Origin of the sequence: Marinicella rhabdoformis (assembly GCF_009671245.1) — a bacterium.
GTDB classification, from domain to species: Bacteria; Pseudomonadota; Gammaproteobacteria; order Xanthomonadales; family Marinicellaceae; genus Marinicella; species Marinicella rhabdoformis.
In genome coordinates, this window is sequence record NZ_VTFS01000001.1 from 897,466 (window position 1) to 913,203 (window position 15,738).

Here is a 15,738-nt window from a genome sequence, read left to right on the forward strand (position 1 = left end):
GTGGATTAATGTACCTTCAAAAGCCTCGAGGAATCGCTGCCAATAATTTTTTCGTATAGTCCTTTTGTGGGTTTTGATAAATGCGTTCGGCTGTATCTATTTCAACAATTTTACCTTCACTCATGACGCCCACGCGGTCAGCGATGAAATTAACCACAGACAAGTCATGTGAGATAAAAATATAAGTCAAATTAAGTTCTTGCTGTAATTCTAACAACAAATTCAATACCTGAGCTTGAACTGACACATCTAAGGCAGACACAGATTCATCACAAACAATAAATTCAGGTTTGACGGCCAGTGCCCGAGCAATACAAATCCGTTGTCTTTGGCCACCAGAGAATTCATGAGGATAACGGTTCAATTGATTACCATTCAGCCCCACTTTTTCAAGCAGCTTTACCGCCTGCTGAATTTTTTCTGCTTTGTTACAAACCGGCCCGTGCAATGTCAAAGGCTCCATTAAAATATCAGCAATCGTCATGCGAGGATTCAATGAGGCAAAAGGATCTTGGAATATGATTTGCATCTTGGAACGTAAGGCACGCATCTGCGACGGATCTTGCGCCAAAACATCCACACCATCGTAATACACTTCACCGGCTGTTGCGCCCTGTAAACGGAGGATAGTTCGACCTAACGTGGTTTTACCGCACCCTGACTCACCCACCAAGCCCAAGGTTTCGCCGCGACGCACGGTAAAACTCACGTTATCAACGGCTTTCACATGCCCTTGAGTACGACCAAATAGGCCGCCTTTAATCGGAAAATATGTTTTTAAATTATTAACTTGAAGTAAAACTGGATTATTGCTTTTGTCTTTTTTCTGTTGAGGCTTTAAGCGTTCAGGTGCAATGGTTTTTTCTTTACCAGCATCTTTGCTCATGAAATCTGAAACAGTCAACAACCGCTCTGGATTGGCACCCAATTGCGGCCGGCAAGCCAACAAACCTTTTGTGTATGGATGCGCAGGGAATTTGAATATATTTTCTGTCGTGTTTTTTTCCACTAATTGACTGCGGTACATCACCACCACATCATCGGCCAAGTCTGCAATGACGCCTAAATCATGGGTAATAAACAACATGCTCATGCCCATGTCTTTTTGTAAATCCAACAACAATTCAAGTACTTGCTTTTGAATCGTCACATCCAAAGCCGTGGTCGGCTCATCACAAATCAACAGCTCAGGTTCACAAGCAATCGCCATGGCAATCATCACCCGTTGTTTTTGACCGCCTGACATTTCGTGTGGGTATGAACGAATTCGCCTTTGTGGCTCAGGAATACCGACCATGTCAAAAAGTTCAATGGTTCTAGACAAGGCCTTTTTTCTGTTCAACCCTTGGTGTAGTCGCAGTACTTCAGCCACCTGATTCCCAACACGAAAGACAGGATTCAAAGAAGTCATGGGCTCTTGGAAAATCATTGAAATGCGATTGCCTCGCATGGGCCGAAGTTGCTTTTCTTTTAAGGTCAATAAGTCTTGTCCTTGGAACCAAATTTCACCACTTTTGATGACACCTGGTGGTTGAGGTATCAGCCCCATAATGGCCAAAGATGTAACTGACTTTCCAGAGCCCGACTCACCCACCAAACCCAAAGTTTGACCTTTGGCGATATCAAAAGACACGCCATCAACAGCTGTGACCAATTGATCTTGGGTTTTAAATTGTATGCTTAAATCTTTTACCGAAAGCAGTTTTTCTGTGTTCATATGATGTTTTGTATTATTTATGTGTTCTTTGGATCCAAACAATCCCTCAGCCCATCGCCCAGCCTGTTAAAACTTAACAAGGTTAATGACAGAAACAGCCCCGGGAAAATCAGTGCCCAAGGTGCCAGCTCCATATTCTCAGCACCCTCGCTGACCAAAACACCCCAAGAAGTCATCGGTTCTTGTACACCCAGCCCTAAAAAGCTCAAGAAGGATTCTACCAGAATCACCTGCGGAATGGTGAGCGTTGCATAGACCAAAATTACAGGCAGCAAATTAGGTAATATGTGGCGGCTCATGATTCGGACGCTCTGTTGTCCCATGGCAAAAGCCGCTTCGACAAACGCCTGCTGTTTAAGCGCTAAGGTTTGACCCCGCACAATACGCGCCATATCTAGCCACATATAGGCACCAATACCAACAAATATCAACCACAAATGCTGACCAAAGAACACCAGCAACAAAATAACCAAAAACATAAAAGGCAAGGCATACATGACATCGACTATTCGCATCATCACCGCATCAATGCGACCGCCATAAAAACCAGCAAGCACCCCATAAACCACCCCCATAATGACACTGACCAATGTGGCTATCAATGCCACCATAAGTGATGTTTGACCACCCAACAAGGTTCGCACCAATACATCACGCCCCATCACATCGGTACCCAGCCAAAAATCACTGTTTGGACCCATTGCCATCACATCCCAGTGTATGGTTTCAGGTAAATAATTGCTCATCAATGGCCCAAAAACACTGACTAATATAACGAATAACAACCACAACATCGCCAATTTCATGCCCCAATTCTTATCGCTTATCATGACGCTTGATCCTGTTGTATCGCCGGATTGAGCCAGCCAAATAATAGGTCCACAATCAGATTGAACAGCACCGTCAACAAACCCACCCACAACACCACAGCCATCACCAATGTATAGTCACGGTTCAAAGCCCCTTGAACAAAATACCGGCCTAAGCCTGGCAGTCCGTACAATTGCTCCACCACAACAGATCCTGTCATCAATGCCGCAGCAGCTGGTCCTAAATAAGAAACCACAGGCAGCATGGCCGGTTTCAGCGCATGACGCCACAGCACTTGTCTGGTCGTCAGTCCTTTGGCGAATGCCACTTGAATGTAAGGTTGTTGCCACACTTCTAACAGCGATGTGCGCATCAATCGGGCAATGTACGCAATGAATGGCAAAGCCAAAGTCACCACAGGCAGTATCATGTGTAGCCATTCACCACCCTGCCAGCCACCGGCTGGCAACCATTGCCATGTCACCGCCAGCCACAAAATCAACAAAGGCCCAATCACATAATTGGGGACTGATAAACCCACTACCGCCAATAACATGCTGGCCCCATCTGGCCATTTTTTGTGATTAACTGCAGCCACCACACCCAAAGCGACACCACACACCAATGCCAATAACAAAGCCCATAAACCCAGTTTCAAAGACACCGGCAAACCTGAAGACAATAACTGGTTTACGGTAAAGTCGGGGTATTGAAAAGATGGCCCTAAATCGCCTTGCAGCACACCTGATAAGTAGGTGAGGTATTGATCGTGCAATGGCAAATCCAGGCGGTATTGTGCCGCTATTTGTGCTTCTATCTCTGGACTTAAACTGCGCTCGACATCGAAAGGCCCTCCAGGCGCTAAACGCAACAAGAAAAATGTCAGGGTCAAAATCAGCCACATCACAGGCACCGCCCACAACAGCCGCTGAATGACCATCTGCATCATTGATTCAAAATGTCATCACTGATTTTTTCTGCCATCATGATGGTTGGTGCATTGGTATTACCCGAAACCAAGGTAGGCATCACAGAAGCATCCACAACACGCAATCCTTTCAAACCATGTACTTTCAATTTTTGATCTACCACTGCCATTTCGTCTTGGCCCATTTTACAGGTGCCGATCGGATGATAAATAGATTCTGATTTCTGACGTATGAATTCAATTATTTGTTCATCAGTCTGAACATCACTACCAGGGAACAATTCATCATCTCGGAATTCATCAAATGCCTTACTGGCCAGAATTTGTCTTTGAATTTTAAAACCGGCAACCATCAACTCTAAATCGTGCGGCACTGATAAATAATTGGCTTCTATTTTGGCATGTGCTTTGGGGTCTGCAGAATGCAAAGTGATTTGCCCTCGGCTTTCAGGGCGTAATACACACATGTGAATGGTATATCCGCTGCCTTTAATTCTGTTTCTGCCATGGTCATCAAGCATCGCAGGCACAAAATGAAACTGTAAATCAGGTCGGTCATCCTTGGCCAATGGGCTTTGCCAAAATCCACCGGCTTCAGCCACATTGGATGTGCCCGGCCCTTTCTTGAATAAGTAATATTTCAAACCGACAGTAATGTCGTTCAAAGTGTCGTATGTAATCTTTTGTTTACAGCGTTGCACCAAACAAACATCCAAATGATCCTGTAAATTTTTACCCACACCCGGCAAGTCATGTTGACATTCAATCTCATGTGCTGCCAACTCAGCTTTCGGACCAATCCCCGACAACAGCAACAACTGCGGTGAGTTTATCGCACCACCAGACAGTATCACTTCTTTATCAGCATGCACTTCAAATGTATTGTCACCTTGTGCCAAAACAACACCCTTGACCACACCATCCTCCAACAGCACTTTGTGGCAGGCTGTTTTGGTCATTACAGTTAAATTGTCTCGGTTTTGTGCCGGTTTTAAATAAGCTTGTGCCGTAGAGTGTCGTTTATTGTCTTTTTGTGTGACTTGATAAAAACCAAAACCACGCTGATGTTCACCATTGAAGTCATCGGTTTGATCAAAACCACATTCAACCGCACCATCAATAAAAACCTGACTTAAAGGATTGGTGTAAGACAAATCTGACACCCACAACGGTCCATCTTGGCCATGAATGTCATTGTTTATGCGTTGGTTGTTTTCGGCTTTTTTGAAATAGGGCAGTACTTCATCATAAGACCAGCCCTCGTTACCCATATCCTGCCAAAGATCATAATCTTTGCGGTGACCACGACAGTAACACATGGCATTGATTGACGAAGAACCACCCAACACTTTACCGCGTGGCCAGTACATCTGGCGCATATTCATGTGCGTTTCAGGCTCGGTTTCATAGGACCAATTGATAGACTTAATTCCCACCAATTTTGCCAAACCTGCTGGCATATGAATCAAAGGATTCCAGTCTTTGCCACCGGCTTCCACCAGCAAGACTTGCTGTTTTCCATCAGCGGAGAGTCTATTGGCCAGAACACAGCCAGCCGAACCGGCGCCAATGATAATGTAGTCAAATTTTTTATTCATGTTGAGTTGGGGTTCTGCCTTTCCGGCTTTTGTTATTCAAACGTTTGTATTATAGCTTAATGAACCAACCTTACCAGTTTCAAACAATGAATAATTGACTCACATCAACGGTAAAGCTACAGCAGCCACATAACTAAAAAATCAAACTGTCTAAAAACATGACTTATGGCTTTTTTGTTTTTAGCTTAACAGGCTACAATAGAAAGGATATGCTGATTGCTTGGCAATTTGCTTTTGATAACAGATATGGGGTAAATGATGATCAAACTGAACATAAACGGTAAGTTAACTGAATTAGATGTGGCTGATGACATGCCGTTGTTGTGGGCTTTGCGAGATGTTGCCAAATTAACAGGCAGTAAATACGGTTGCGGCAAAGGTTTGTGTGGCGCTTGTACCGTTCACATTGATGGCCAAGCAACCCGAGCTTGTATCACCCCCATGTCTTATGCCGCAGGCAAAAAAGTGACCACCATTGAAGGCCTGTCTGATGACGGAGAACATGCTTTGCAACAGGCTTGGCAACAATTCAATGTGGCTCAATGCGGTTACTGTCAGCCGGGACAAATCATGTCAGCAGCTGGCCTTTTAAAAAACAACCCCAACCCAAGTGATGCCGATATCGACCAAGCCATGAGCGGTAACATTTGCCGCTGTGGCACTTACCCCAGGATACGCCAAGCGATTCACCAAGCAGCCAAAGTAATGGCTGGCAATGGAGAGCAATCATGAAAAAAGATGGCAATCTAACTAACAGCAAGATCAAAAAAGTCACACGAAGAAGTTTTTTACAAGGCGTCGGCTTGTCCGCTGGCGGTTTGACTTTGGGGCTACAATTTTCTGTTGCACAAGCAGCAACCGATGCCGTCACATTGGAGCATAAACCTTTTGAGCCGGATGTATTTGTGTCGATTGCCGAAGATGGACAAGTGACGGTTATTTCACACCGCAGTGAAATGGGACAAGGCATTCGCAGCACACTACCCATGTTGGTCGCTGACGAGCTGGAAGCCGACTGGGATCGTGTTACCGTTGAGCAAGGTTTGGGTGACACCAAATACGGCAGCCAAAATACCGACGGTTCACGCTCTGTACGTAAAAACTACATCAAATTAAAACAAGCCGGTGCCACAGCACGCACCATGCTACAACAGGCCGCTGCCAAAATTTGGTCAGTACCTGTCGGTGATGTCACCATCTACAACCACCAAGCCAAACATGCGTCAAAAGGCACACTGGACTTTGCTGACTTGGTTAAAGTGGCGGCCACACTGGATGTGCCAACAAAAGACACTTTAAAATTGAAAACAGAAGCCGAACACCGGTATGTTGGTAAAGACAACATGGCATTACTGGATGGCAAAGACATTATTACAGGTCGAGCCATGTATGGTTTTGATACAGAATTACCGGGCATGAAGTATGCCGTGATTGCCAGACCGCCTGTGGTTTACGGCAAGGTCAAATCCTTTGATGACAGCGAAACCTTAAAAGTACCGGGTGTCATCAAAACCGTTGAGCTTCCGGCTTTGACGCCACCTGTGATGTTCAAAATGCTGGGCGGTGTGGCCGTGATTGCCGAAAATACTTGGGCCGCTCTTCAAGGCCGCGACAAACTGAAAATCGAATGGGATCATGGTAAAAATGCCAACTACAACACCAAAGAACACGAAGCAGTTTTCATCAAAGCGCTCGAAAACCCAACAGAAACACCACGTGTCCGTGGTGATTTCGATGCCGCCAAAAAAGCGGCCAAACAAACCATCAAAGCGGCATACCATGTCGCTGGTTTGGCACACGCCACCATGGAGCCGCCGGCTGCAACGGCACAAATTGATGGAGACATTGTCAACGTTTGGGCCTGCACCCAAACACCACAAGGCGCCCAAACCAATGTCATGGGCACTTTGGCCATAGCCAAAGAAAACATTGCCAACATCAAAATCAACGTCACATTGCTGGGTGGCGGTTTTGGACGAAAATCCAAACCTGACTATGTCGCAGAAGCTGCGTTTTTAGCCAAAGAAAGTGGGCTGCCCATCAAGGTTCAATGGACGCGAGAAGACGAAATCAAACACGGATATTACCATTCACCGAGTTATCAAGAACTTGAAGCCAGTTTAGACGAAAACAACAATGTAACAGGCTGGTCACACGCCATGGTTAACCACCCCATCATGTCAACCTTCAACCCAATGGCAAAAGCCGCTGGTATGGTAGATTTGGGCTTGGGTGATGTGATGTATGACATCCCCAACATCAAGATTGCACTGGGAGAAACAGAAACCTTCATGCGCATCGGTTGGGTACGTTCGGTCACCAACATCAACAATGTTTTTGCCGCTTCATCATTTGCTGATGAATTGGCAGTCGCCAGTAAAGTTAATCCCAAAGATTACTTACTCCAATTGATTGGCAAAGACCAGCATGTAGACTTCAGCAAAGACAATTACAAGTACACAAACTACGGTGAAAGCATTACTGACTACCCCGCTGACACGTCGCGTTTAAAACATGTGATTAATTTAGTGGCCGAAAAATCAGGCTGGGATAAAAAGTCTAAAAATGGAGGCTTACCCAAAGGCCATGGTATTGGCATAGCGGCTCACCGCAGCTTTTTAAGTTATGTGGCGATTGTGGTTCATGTTTCAACTGATGGTAATAAAGTCAAGATTGAAGACATTCACATGGCCGCAGACATCGGTAAAGTGGTCAATCCTGATCGCGTGCGCTCACAATTAGAAGGCGCTGCCATGTTTGGTGCCAGCATCGCTTTTTACGGAGAAATCACAGCCAAAGATGGTATTGTTGAACAAAATAACTTCAATGATTATCAGCTGGTTCGTATGAATCAGATTCCCACCATTCATACACATTTGGTGGCGAGTGAAGAAAAACCGACTGGTGTGGGTGAACCAGGTGTACCACCTTTTGCTCCTGCATTGTGCAATGCCATTTACAATGCCACGGGGAATCGTAACAGGCGCTTACCGATGAAGCATTTGAGCTTGGTATAGCTGCGAGGTTTAACAGTTTGTGAGGGTCAATAACGTCTGATAAAAAAGGATTTTTGACCCTTCAATTCAGTTAGGAATTGAAAGATTAAAGGCCTTGATAAGATTTTAAAAAAAGCTTTTTAACTTTCAAAATGCCATTGGCATGCAAATCACCCATGCCCAAGAAACGATCATTTTGATCATACAGTCGGTACATATCAGTCTGACCTTCACATTCAATGGTTTTTCCATGAATCAGGTCTTGTGTTTGTGCGGCGGACAATGATTGTTTGGGGTATTCAACCAATGCACCATCCATTGGAATGAGGTGGTCCGACAAATTTTCTGAATCAGATAATGCATCTAAAGTCATCATGTCCTCACCACTGAATATACCAGTTGCCGTTCTATGCAAAGCCGACATATGAGCAACCGTACCACACGCCTTGGCAAAATCTTCTAGCAAAGTGCGAATGTAAGTGCCTTTAGAAACTTTAATCTCAAAATCAATATGTGTGGCTGTATTTTCTAATAATTTGAACTGGTAAATGGTGGCTTTTCTTGGTGGCCTTTCAACAACCTTACCTTCTCTGGCCAATTCATATAATCGACGGCCATTGTGATGTAAAGCTGAATACATGGGTGGCACTTGTTGAATATCACCTGTCAGAGATTCACATGCTGACAACACTTCTTCGTCACTCAGCTGTGTTATACCCGCAGTTTCTATCACTTCACCCGTTGCATCACCAGTGTCTGTTTGACTGCCTAAGACACAACGTGCGACGTATGTTTTGTCTGAATTTATCAACAAATGTGCGACTTTTGTCGCATCACCAAAACAACATGGCAACAAACCAGTCGCCATCGGATCTAGGTTGCCGGTGTGGCCTGCTTTTTTCGCTTTGAATAAGTGACGTACTTTTTGTAAGGCCAAATTAGAAGAAATGCCTGTGGGTTTGTTCAACAGAACGATGCCATGCAAATCTGGGTAATTTTTCTTAGCCGAGCGTTTTTGAGCCATATGGCGATTGAACTATTCTTCGTCGTCAGGGAGGTTGGGGTCGGTAGCACGTGCTTTTTGAATCAAATATTCAAGTTTTTGTCCATATTCCAATGAAGCATCATACTTGAATCGCAATTCAGGCACTTTTCGCATGTTCATTTCTTGTGACATCACTTTTCTCAAAGCCTTGGCGTTCAAACGCAAAGTTTGTAACGCCAATTTTTCTTGACTGGGGTCCAAAGTATTTATGAATATCGTTGCCACAGATAAGTCGCGCGTCACTTCAACGTCTGAAATGGTTATGAAAGAAGTGTCTTCATCAGGTAAGTTTTGATGAATGGCAGTCGCCATGGTGCGACGCATTTGCGCCGCAACCCTGTCACTTCTTTTAAAGTCTCTGAATCCCATATGCTGATTTTAGTCCAGTGTTCTTTGTACTTCAATACGCTCGAAACATTCTATTTGGTCACCCGGTTGAACATCTTTGTATTGTTTAACGCCAATACCACACTCGGTACCAGATTTAACTTCAGCCACATCGTCTTTGTGACGGCGTAATGACTCTAACTCACCTTCGAAGATTACCACATTATCACGCAATACACGGATTGGGTTGTCTTGTTTGACCACACCTTCGGAAACCAAGCAGCCCGCAATGGTACCAAATTTCGAAGAGCGGAACACGTCACGAACTTCAGCTGTGCCCAAAATATTTTCTTTGGTTTCAGTACCCAAAACACCCGTCACAGAGGCTTTGACTTGGTCAATTGCTTCATAAATGATACTGAAATAATGAAGATCCAAATCACTTTCCCTGATGATTTCTCTGGCGGTTTTATCAGCACGTACATTGAAACCAATGATTATCGCATTAGATGCCGCTGCCAACTGCGCATCAGCATTTGTGATGCCACCTACGCCAGCTGAAACCACACGAACATTAACGTCATCATTAGAGATATCTTGTAATGATTCTTTCAACGCTTCAACCGAACCCTGTACGTCAGCTTTAACCAATAAGTTAACTTCAAGTTTCGCTTCTTTGCCCATTTGTGACATTAAGTTTTCTAACTTAGCCGCTTGTTGGCGCTTCAATCGTTCTTCACGAACACGTTCACGATTTTCTTGTGCCGCTTCACGCGCTTGTTTCTTGTCTTTAACGACTAAAAACTCATCACCTGCGATGGGTACGCCTGATAAACCAAGCACCACTGCGGGAATTGAAGGGCCCGCTGAGGCAATGTCTTTACCGTTCTCATCAATTAATGACCTGATGCGACCAAATTGCTCACCACAAAGAATCATGTCACCTTTCTTCAGGGTGCCGCCTTTAACGAGAACAGTAGCAACTGGACCACGACCTTTGTCTAATGATGACTCAACCACAATACCAGACGCAGATGTGTCATCAACGGCTTTAAGTTCCATGACTTCGGCTTGTAAAGAAATCGCATCCAATAAGTCATCGATACCTTGACCAGTTTTTGCCGATACTTCAATAAACTGTACATCGCCACCCCAATCTTCAGGGACCACTTCAAGTCCAGCCAAATCTTGTTTAACACGATCTACGTTTGCTTCTTCTAAATCGATTTTATTGACAGCGACGATCATAGGAACACCAGCTGCTCGAGCGTGCTCAACACCCTCTTTAGTCTGCGGCATAACACCATCATTGGCAGCGACAACCAAAATCACAATATCTGTTACTTGAGCACCACGGGCACGCATGGCAGTAAATGCCGCATGGCCTGGTGTATCAATGAATGAGATCACACCTTTATCAGTCGTAACATGGTACGCACCAATGTGCTGCGTAATACCACCGGCTTCTTTATCAGTTACTTTTGTTTCACGGATGTAATCAAGCAGTGACGTCTTACCATGATCAACATGACCCATAACTGTGACAACAGGTGGTCTGACAGTCGCATTTTCATCATCTACTGTTTTACTGGCTTCTTCTTTTAATAACTCAGCCTTGGTTTGCTCATTCGCAGGTGACGCATTATGACCCAACTCTTCTGTAACCAAAATTGCTGTTTCTTGATCCAAAGGTTGATTAATCGTTACCATCATCCCCATTGTCATCAACTCTTTGATGATTTCTGACGATTTAATTTTTAAGCTTGAAGCCAATTCACCCACAGTAATGTGCGAAGGCACCTCAATGGTTTGTACCGCAATAGCAGTTGGCTTTTGGAAGCCATGCTCTGTTGGCTTGTTGCTGATGTGTTGTGGACGCTGTTGCTTTCCACGACCACGGGGGCCTTTCACATGCAACTGTTTTCTTCCACCACCGGGTGGTTTGTTAGGTCCAAAGTTGCGGTTCGGCGCACCTTTTTTGTTACCTGTATTGGCATTCGCATTAGCCGGAGTGTTTGGATTGCGGCTGGTATTAGTCCCACCACCACCTTGAGCTTTCTTCTTGCGATTGGCACGATCAGCAATGGCTTTTTGAACCTGTTTTTCCACCATGTCATCGTGTTTTTTCTTGCGCTCAGCCTCTAACCTTTCTGCTTCGCTCACCTTATCTTCTTCTGGAGTCGCTTCTTCTGCTGGTTTGGCTTCAACAGCATCATCTGACTCAGAATCTTCTGGGGTTTGCTTGGCCGCATTTTCAGCATCTAGTTTGGCTTGAGCTGCTGCTTCGGCCGCTTCTTTTGCTTCACGTGCTGCCACATCTTTTTCAGCCTGCGCTCTGATTTCAGCTTCAATTTTGTCTTGTGCTGCCTGCTTTTCCTGAGCTTCAACTGCTAATTGGTCCTTACGTGCTTCCAATGCTTTCTGCGCTTCTAAACGCTCTTTTTCAATTTCAGCCATCTCAGAAGCTGAAGGGCCGGAAGACAATTTTTTCTTCTTAACTTCAATGTTAATTTTTTTTGTCTTCGACACACCCGAATTGGTGCTTGAAACTTTCAATACCTCTTTAGATTTGCGCTTCAAAACCACCTTTTTTCGAGGTGACAAGCTCTTCTTTTCTTTACCATGTGAGCCGCGTAAAAAGTCTAACAACTTCATCTTATCATCATTGCTGATGGTGTCTGTTTCAGACTGGGCGGCAATTCCCGCGCTGGTTAATTGACCCAATAATTTCTCGGTCTCTATGCCCAGTGCTTCGGCTAAATGTTTTACTGTTTCATTAGACATTGTTTGTCCTCCCGTACTGTTTATTCAAACCAGTGTTGTCTGGCTTCCATAATCAAATCAGATGCTGCTTGCTCTTCAATTTCAACCAAAGCCATCAATTCGTCTGTGGCTAATTCAGCCAAATCATCTCGTGTTCGGATGCCTTGGTCTGCCAATTGAAATGCCAATGTGTCATTCATCAATTCTAAATTGAGCATGTCTTCATCTGGCTTCTTACTTTCTAACTTTTCTTCTTTGGCTATCATTTGAGTTAACAAAGCATCGCGTGCCCTCTGTCTCAACTCCTCAACCAAATCTTCATCAAAACCATCAATGTTCAATAATTCAGACTCTTCAACATAGGCAATTTCTTCAATGGTCGAAAACCCTTCTTGGACCAACAAAACTGCCAAATCTTCATCAACATCGAGTTTTTCTTCGTAGTCACGAACAAAACCCATGGCTTCTTCTTCACTTTTCTCTTCCGCTTGCTCTTTAGTTAATACGTTGATATTCCAACCGGTTAACTCACTGGCTAAGCGTACATTTTGACCACCACGGCCAATCGCTTGTGACAATTGAGACTCACTCACTGCCACATCTATGGTATTCTTCTCTTCATCAACAACAATTGACTCTATTTCTGCAGGTGCCATGGCATTGATGATAAATTGCGCTGTATTTTCATCCCATAATACGATGTCAATTCTTTCATTACCCAATTCGTTGCCCACAGAAGTCACACGTGAACCACGCATTCCTACACAAGCACCAATTGGATCTAATTTTTTGTCATGAGAGAAAACGGCAATCTTAGCCCTATGCCCTGGATCACGAGCCGCACCTTTTAACTCAAGAAAACCTTGCGAAATTTCAGGCACTTCCATTTTAAATAATTCAATCATGAATTCTGGACTGCGACGTGACAGCGTCAAAATGGGGCCACGGTTGAATTTATTCACCTCAACCAACAATCCTTTCAATCGATCACCACGCTTCACTTTTTCACGAGGTATACCGTATTCTCTTGGAACGATGGCTTCATTTCCACCACCCACATCTAAGAAAATATGGCCACGTTCAAAACGCTTCACAATACCTGACAGCACTTCACCAATGCGGTCTTCAAACTGTTCAACCACTTGCTCACGTTCTGCTTCACGTACCTTCTGCAAAATAACCTGCTTTGCAGTTTGTGCTGCAATGCGTCCAAATTCAACTGAATCCATGGCTTCTTCAAGCACGTCACCTAAAACGACTTCTGGATTGGTTTTTTGAGCGTCTTCTAAAATAATTTGACGGTCTTCGGATTCAAACTCTTCATCAGTCACAATCGTCCAGCGTCTGTAACTGTCGTATTCACCCGTGGTGCGATCAATATCCACACGTACGTCCATGTCTTTCATGTGTTTTTTGCGTGTAGCTGAAGCCAGCGCCAACTCAATGGCTTCAAAAATAACCTCTGAATCTACGCCTTTTTCATTAGATAAGGCTTCGGCCACATATAATATTTCTCTGCTCATTTTTTCACTCCATCAAATACAGGCTTCAATCTGGCCTTCATGACGTTATCAAATTCGAATTGGTAATCTTTTTGTTCGTTGCTTACTGTAATCAGCTCACCATCTACCGCTGTGATGTTACCTTTGATGTTACGCGCACCATCAACCGCTTGTGCCAGTTTTACTTGGACTGGTTGACCCATATAGTCAGCAATTTGTTTGGCTGAAAATAAAACACGATCCATGCCCGGTGATGAAACCTCTAAAATGTAGGCACTGCTGATGGGGTCTTCAACTTCTAATACCCCTGAAATTTCCCTGCTGCACTTGGCACAATCATTGACGCCAACACCGTTTTCTGCATCAATAAATACACGCAACATGGCGCCATTTTTTTGAGGCAGGTATTCTAAGCCCCAAAAGGCAAAACCCAAATCTTCAACAATGGGTGCAATCAATTGTGACAACAGTTTTTCTTTCATAAATATACAGTGTTTTGCTTTTTATTTGAGCGCTCCGAGCCAATCAAGCTCCGCAAGGCTGTGAATTATCGAATGCTCAAAATTCAGCAACAAAAAAGGCTCCCAAAGGAGCCTCATTATCTTTCAATAAATTGGTTGCGGGGGCAGGATTCGAACCTACGACCTTCGGGTTATGAGCCCGACGAGCTGCCAGACTGCTCCACCCCGCATCATCAAGACGGCATATGTTACTACATTTTTTTTGAAATGCAACCTCCATTTCATTGTTTTGCTAATTTAGCCAATTTACCCACAGTCATGCCTTGCACCAAAATACTAAATAGCACAACTGAATAGGTTAAAGCCAACAAAGGACCTTTTTCCGGCACATCAGGAAGCGACAACACCAAAGCAACCGAGATCCCGCCCCTTAAACCACCCCAAGTCAAAATCTTAATGGCATGTGGAGAGAAACTTCTTCTCAGCTTGAGCAAACTGACCGGCAAACCCACTGAAATCCATCGAGCCACCACCACGGCTGGAATAATTACCAATGCCGCATAAAAATAATCTGGCATAAAATCTATCAACAACAATTCCAATCCAATCAACAAAAACAGGACCGAATTCAGTATTTCATCCAACAATTCCCAAAAATTATCCAGCCTGACTCGAGTGGTATCACTCATGGCCAATTGCCTGCCTTGGTTGCCTATCATCAAGCCAGCAACAACAATCGCTATAGGGCCCGACAAATGAAACACTCCCGCCAAAGCATAACCACCTGTCACTATGGCCAGTGTAATCAAAATTTCAACCTGGTAATTATCTATAGATTTGAGCGCCCAATAACCCAACAAACCCAAAATAAAACCAAACACACCGCCACCAATTGCTTCATGAATAAACAACAAACTGATGTGACTGAAACTGGCTTCAAACTGACCTGTTGCAATGCCTAATACTGCAATGAACAACACCACTGCGACGCCGTCATTAAATAACGACTCACCGGTAATCTTTACCTCGATTGACTTAGGTGCACCTACCTTCTTTAATATCCCCATGACGGCAATAGGATCCGTTGGTGAAATCAACACACCAAACACAAGACAGTAGATATATGAAACATTTATACCAAACCAAGCCAGTATGTAATAAGTGGCAACACTGACCAACAGTGCAGAGGTGATTACACCAATGGATGCCAAAATAGCAATGGTCTCCTTGTGCTCACTCAGGCGATTCAAATTGACATGCAATGCCCCCGCAAAAAGCAAGAAACTTAACATCCCATTCATCACTGTTTCATCAAAATCTATTTCAGACAGATGATGCTCAACTGTTTCAGTACTGAACCAGCCAATTTGGTTCATTAAGATCAACAACAAAGACAAAACCAAACCAATCAACATGATACCTATACCAGTTGGCATGCCTATAAAACGGTGGTTAATATAGGCAAATACTGCCGTCAAAGATAACAGCGCTGCTATGATTTCAAATAAGGTCATGGGGTCACAATGTGTGTAGAACTTGGATTATACCAAAGCAAAAAAAAAGCGGCTCATAAGAACCGCTTTTCCGACAA

Annotated in this window: 12 protein-coding genes and 1 tRNA gene; 2 read left to right on the forward strand and 11 right to left on the reverse strand. The window is 44.1% G+C overall.

The genetic code is table 11. The features are described 5' to 3' along the window. Positions 1–16 precede the first annotated feature (16 nt). The 4 genes from FET73_RS03855 to FET73_RS03870 are packed head-to-tail and all read right to left on the reverse strand — an operon-like array spanning position 17 to position 5,053. Positions 17–1,717, reverse strand: a complete 1,701-nt coding sequence (locus tag FET73_RS03855; RefSeq protein ID WP_154222584.1) for an ABC transporter ATP-binding protein — start codon at positions 1,715–1,717, stop codon at positions 17–19. Between the two features lie 17 nt (positions 1,718–1,734). Next, complete coding sequence (locus tag FET73_RS03860) at positions 1,735–2,547, reverse strand: ABC transporter permease (RefSeq protein ID WP_154222585.1); 813 nt, start codon at positions 2,545–2,547, stop codon at positions 1,735–1,737. Beyond that, positions 2,544–3,473, reverse strand: a complete 930-nt coding sequence (locus tag FET73_RS03865; protein ID WP_343032270.1) for an ABC transporter permease subunit — start codon at positions 3,471–3,473, stop codon at positions 2,544–2,546. Before FET73_RS03865 ends, FET73_RS03860 begins: the two co-directional genes overlap by 4 nt. Then, complete coding sequence (locus FET73_RS03870; RefSeq protein WP_154222587.1) at positions 3,473–5,053, reverse strand: GMC family oxidoreductase; 1,581 nt, start codon at positions 5,051–5,053, stop codon at positions 3,473–3,475. The genes FET73_RS03865 and FET73_RS03870 overlap by 1 nt, the downstream gene beginning before the upstream one ends. Before the next feature lie 258 nt (positions 5,054–5,311). On the opposite strand from FET73_RS03870, the gene FET73_RS03875 reads away from it, so the two are divergent. Both FET73_RS03875 and FET73_RS03880 read left to right on the forward strand, forming a co-directional pair. Continuing rightward, positions 5,312–5,785, forward strand: a complete 474-nt coding sequence (locus FET73_RS03875) for a (2Fe-2S)-binding protein (protein WP_154222588.1) — start codon at positions 5,312–5,314, stop codon at positions 5,783–5,785. Continuing rightward, entirely contained in the window at positions 5,782–8,070 is a 2,289-nt protein-coding gene (locus FET73_RS03880) for a xanthine dehydrogenase family protein molybdopterin-binding subunit (RefSeq protein ID WP_154222589.1), read from the forward strand. Before FET73_RS03875 ends, FET73_RS03880 begins: the two co-directional genes overlap by 4 nt. An 85-nt stretch (positions 8,071–8,155) precedes the next feature. Here the strand turns inward: FET73_RS03880 and truB are convergent, their stop codons facing one another. From truB to FET73_RS03915, 7 genes are all read right to left on the reverse strand, one after another. Next, positions 8,156–9,073 carry a tRNA pseudouridine(55) synthase TruB gene (gene truB / locus FET73_RS03885; protein WP_154222590.1) on the reverse strand — a complete coding sequence of 306 codons (918 nt, stop codon included), beginning with the start codon at positions 9,071–9,073 and terminating at the stop codon, positions 8,156–8,158. 12 nt (positions 9,074–9,085) lie between these two features. Next, the gene (rbfA, locus tag FET73_RS03890; protein WP_154222591.1) at positions 9,086–9,463 is read right to left on the reverse strand and encodes a 30S ribosome-binding factor RbfA; all 378 of its coding nucleotides are present in this window, start codon (positions 9,461–9,463) and stop codon (positions 9,086–9,088) included. Positions 9,464–9,472: 9 nt separating this feature from the next. Then, the gene (infB, locus tag FET73_RS03895; RefSeq protein WP_154222592.1) at positions 9,473–12,205 is read right to left on the reverse strand and encodes a translation initiation factor IF-2; all 2,733 of its coding nucleotides are present in this window, start codon (positions 12,203–12,205) and stop codon (positions 9,473–9,475) included. Between the two features lie 20 nt (positions 12,206–12,225). Continuing rightward, entirely contained in the window at positions 12,226–13,707 is a 1,482-nt protein-coding gene (nusA, locus tag FET73_RS03900) for a transcription termination factor NusA (protein ID WP_154222593.1), read from the reverse strand. Continuing rightward, positions 13,704–14,168, reverse strand: a complete 465-nt coding sequence (gene rimP / locus FET73_RS03905; protein WP_154222594.1) for a ribosome maturation factor RimP — start codon at positions 14,166–14,168, stop codon at positions 13,704–13,706. The genes nusA and rimP overlap by 4 nt, the downstream gene beginning before the upstream one ends. Before the next feature lie 132 nt (positions 14,169–14,300). Then, positions 14,301–14,377 (reverse strand) — tRNA-Met (locus FET73_RS03910). A 51-nt stretch (positions 14,378–14,428) separates the two neighbouring features. Beyond that, the gene (locus FET73_RS03915) at positions 14,429–15,661 is read right to left on the reverse strand and encodes a cation:proton antiporter (protein ID WP_154222595.1); all 1,233 of its coding nucleotides are present in this window, start codon (positions 15,659–15,661) and stop codon (positions 14,429–14,431) included. Positions 15,662–15,738 lie beyond the last annotated feature (77 nt).

What these genes read in the sequence shown, in the direction of transcription:
- FET73_RS03855 (WP_154222584.1), bottom strand. Translation starts at nt 1,717, where the DNA reads ATGAACACAGAAAAACTGCTTTCGGTAAAAGATTTAAGCATACAATTT.
- FET73_RS03860 (WP_154222585.1), bottom strand. Translation starts at nt 2,547, where the DNA reads ATGATAAGCGATAAGAATTGGGGCATGAAATTGGCGATGTTGTGGTTG.
- FET73_RS03865 (WP_343032270.1), bottom strand. Translation starts at nt 3,473, where the DNA reads ATGCAGATGGTCATTCAGCGGCTGTTGTGGGCGGTGCCTGTGATGTGG.
- FET73_RS03870 (WP_154222587.1), bottom strand. Translation starts at nt 5,053, where the DNA reads ATGAATAAAAAATTTGACTACATTATCATTGGCGCCGGTTCGGCTGGC.
- FET73_RS03875 (WP_154222588.1), top strand. Translation starts at nt 5,312, where the DNA reads ATGATCAAACTGAACATAAACGGTAAGTTAACTGAATTAGATGTGGCT.
- FET73_RS03880 (WP_154222589.1), top strand. Translation starts at nt 5,782, where the DNA reads ATGAAAAAAGATGGCAATCTAACTAACAGCAAGATCAAAAAAGTCACA.
- truB (WP_154222590.1), bottom strand. Translation starts at nt 9,073, where the DNA reads ATGGCTCAAAAACGCTCGGCTAAGAAAAATTACCCAGATTTGCATGGC.
- rbfA (WP_154222591.1), bottom strand. Translation starts at nt 9,463, where the DNA reads ATGGGATTCAGAGACTTTAAAAGAAGTGACAGGGTTGCGGCGCAAATG.
- infB (WP_154222592.1), bottom strand. Translation starts at nt 12,205, where the DNA reads ATGTCTAATGAAACAGTAAAACATTTAGCCGAAGCACTGGGCATAGAG.
- nusA (WP_154222593.1), bottom strand. Translation starts at nt 13,707, where the DNA reads ATGAGCAGAGAAATATTATATGTGGCCGAAGCCTTATCTAATGAAAAA.
- rimP (WP_154222594.1), bottom strand. Translation starts at nt 14,168, where the DNA reads ATGAAAGAAAAACTGTTGTCACAATTGATTGCACCCATTGTTGAAGAT.
- FET73_RS03915 (WP_154222595.1), bottom strand. Translation starts at nt 15,661, where the DNA reads ATGACCTTATTTGAAATCATAGCAGCGCTGTTATCTTTGACGGCAGTA.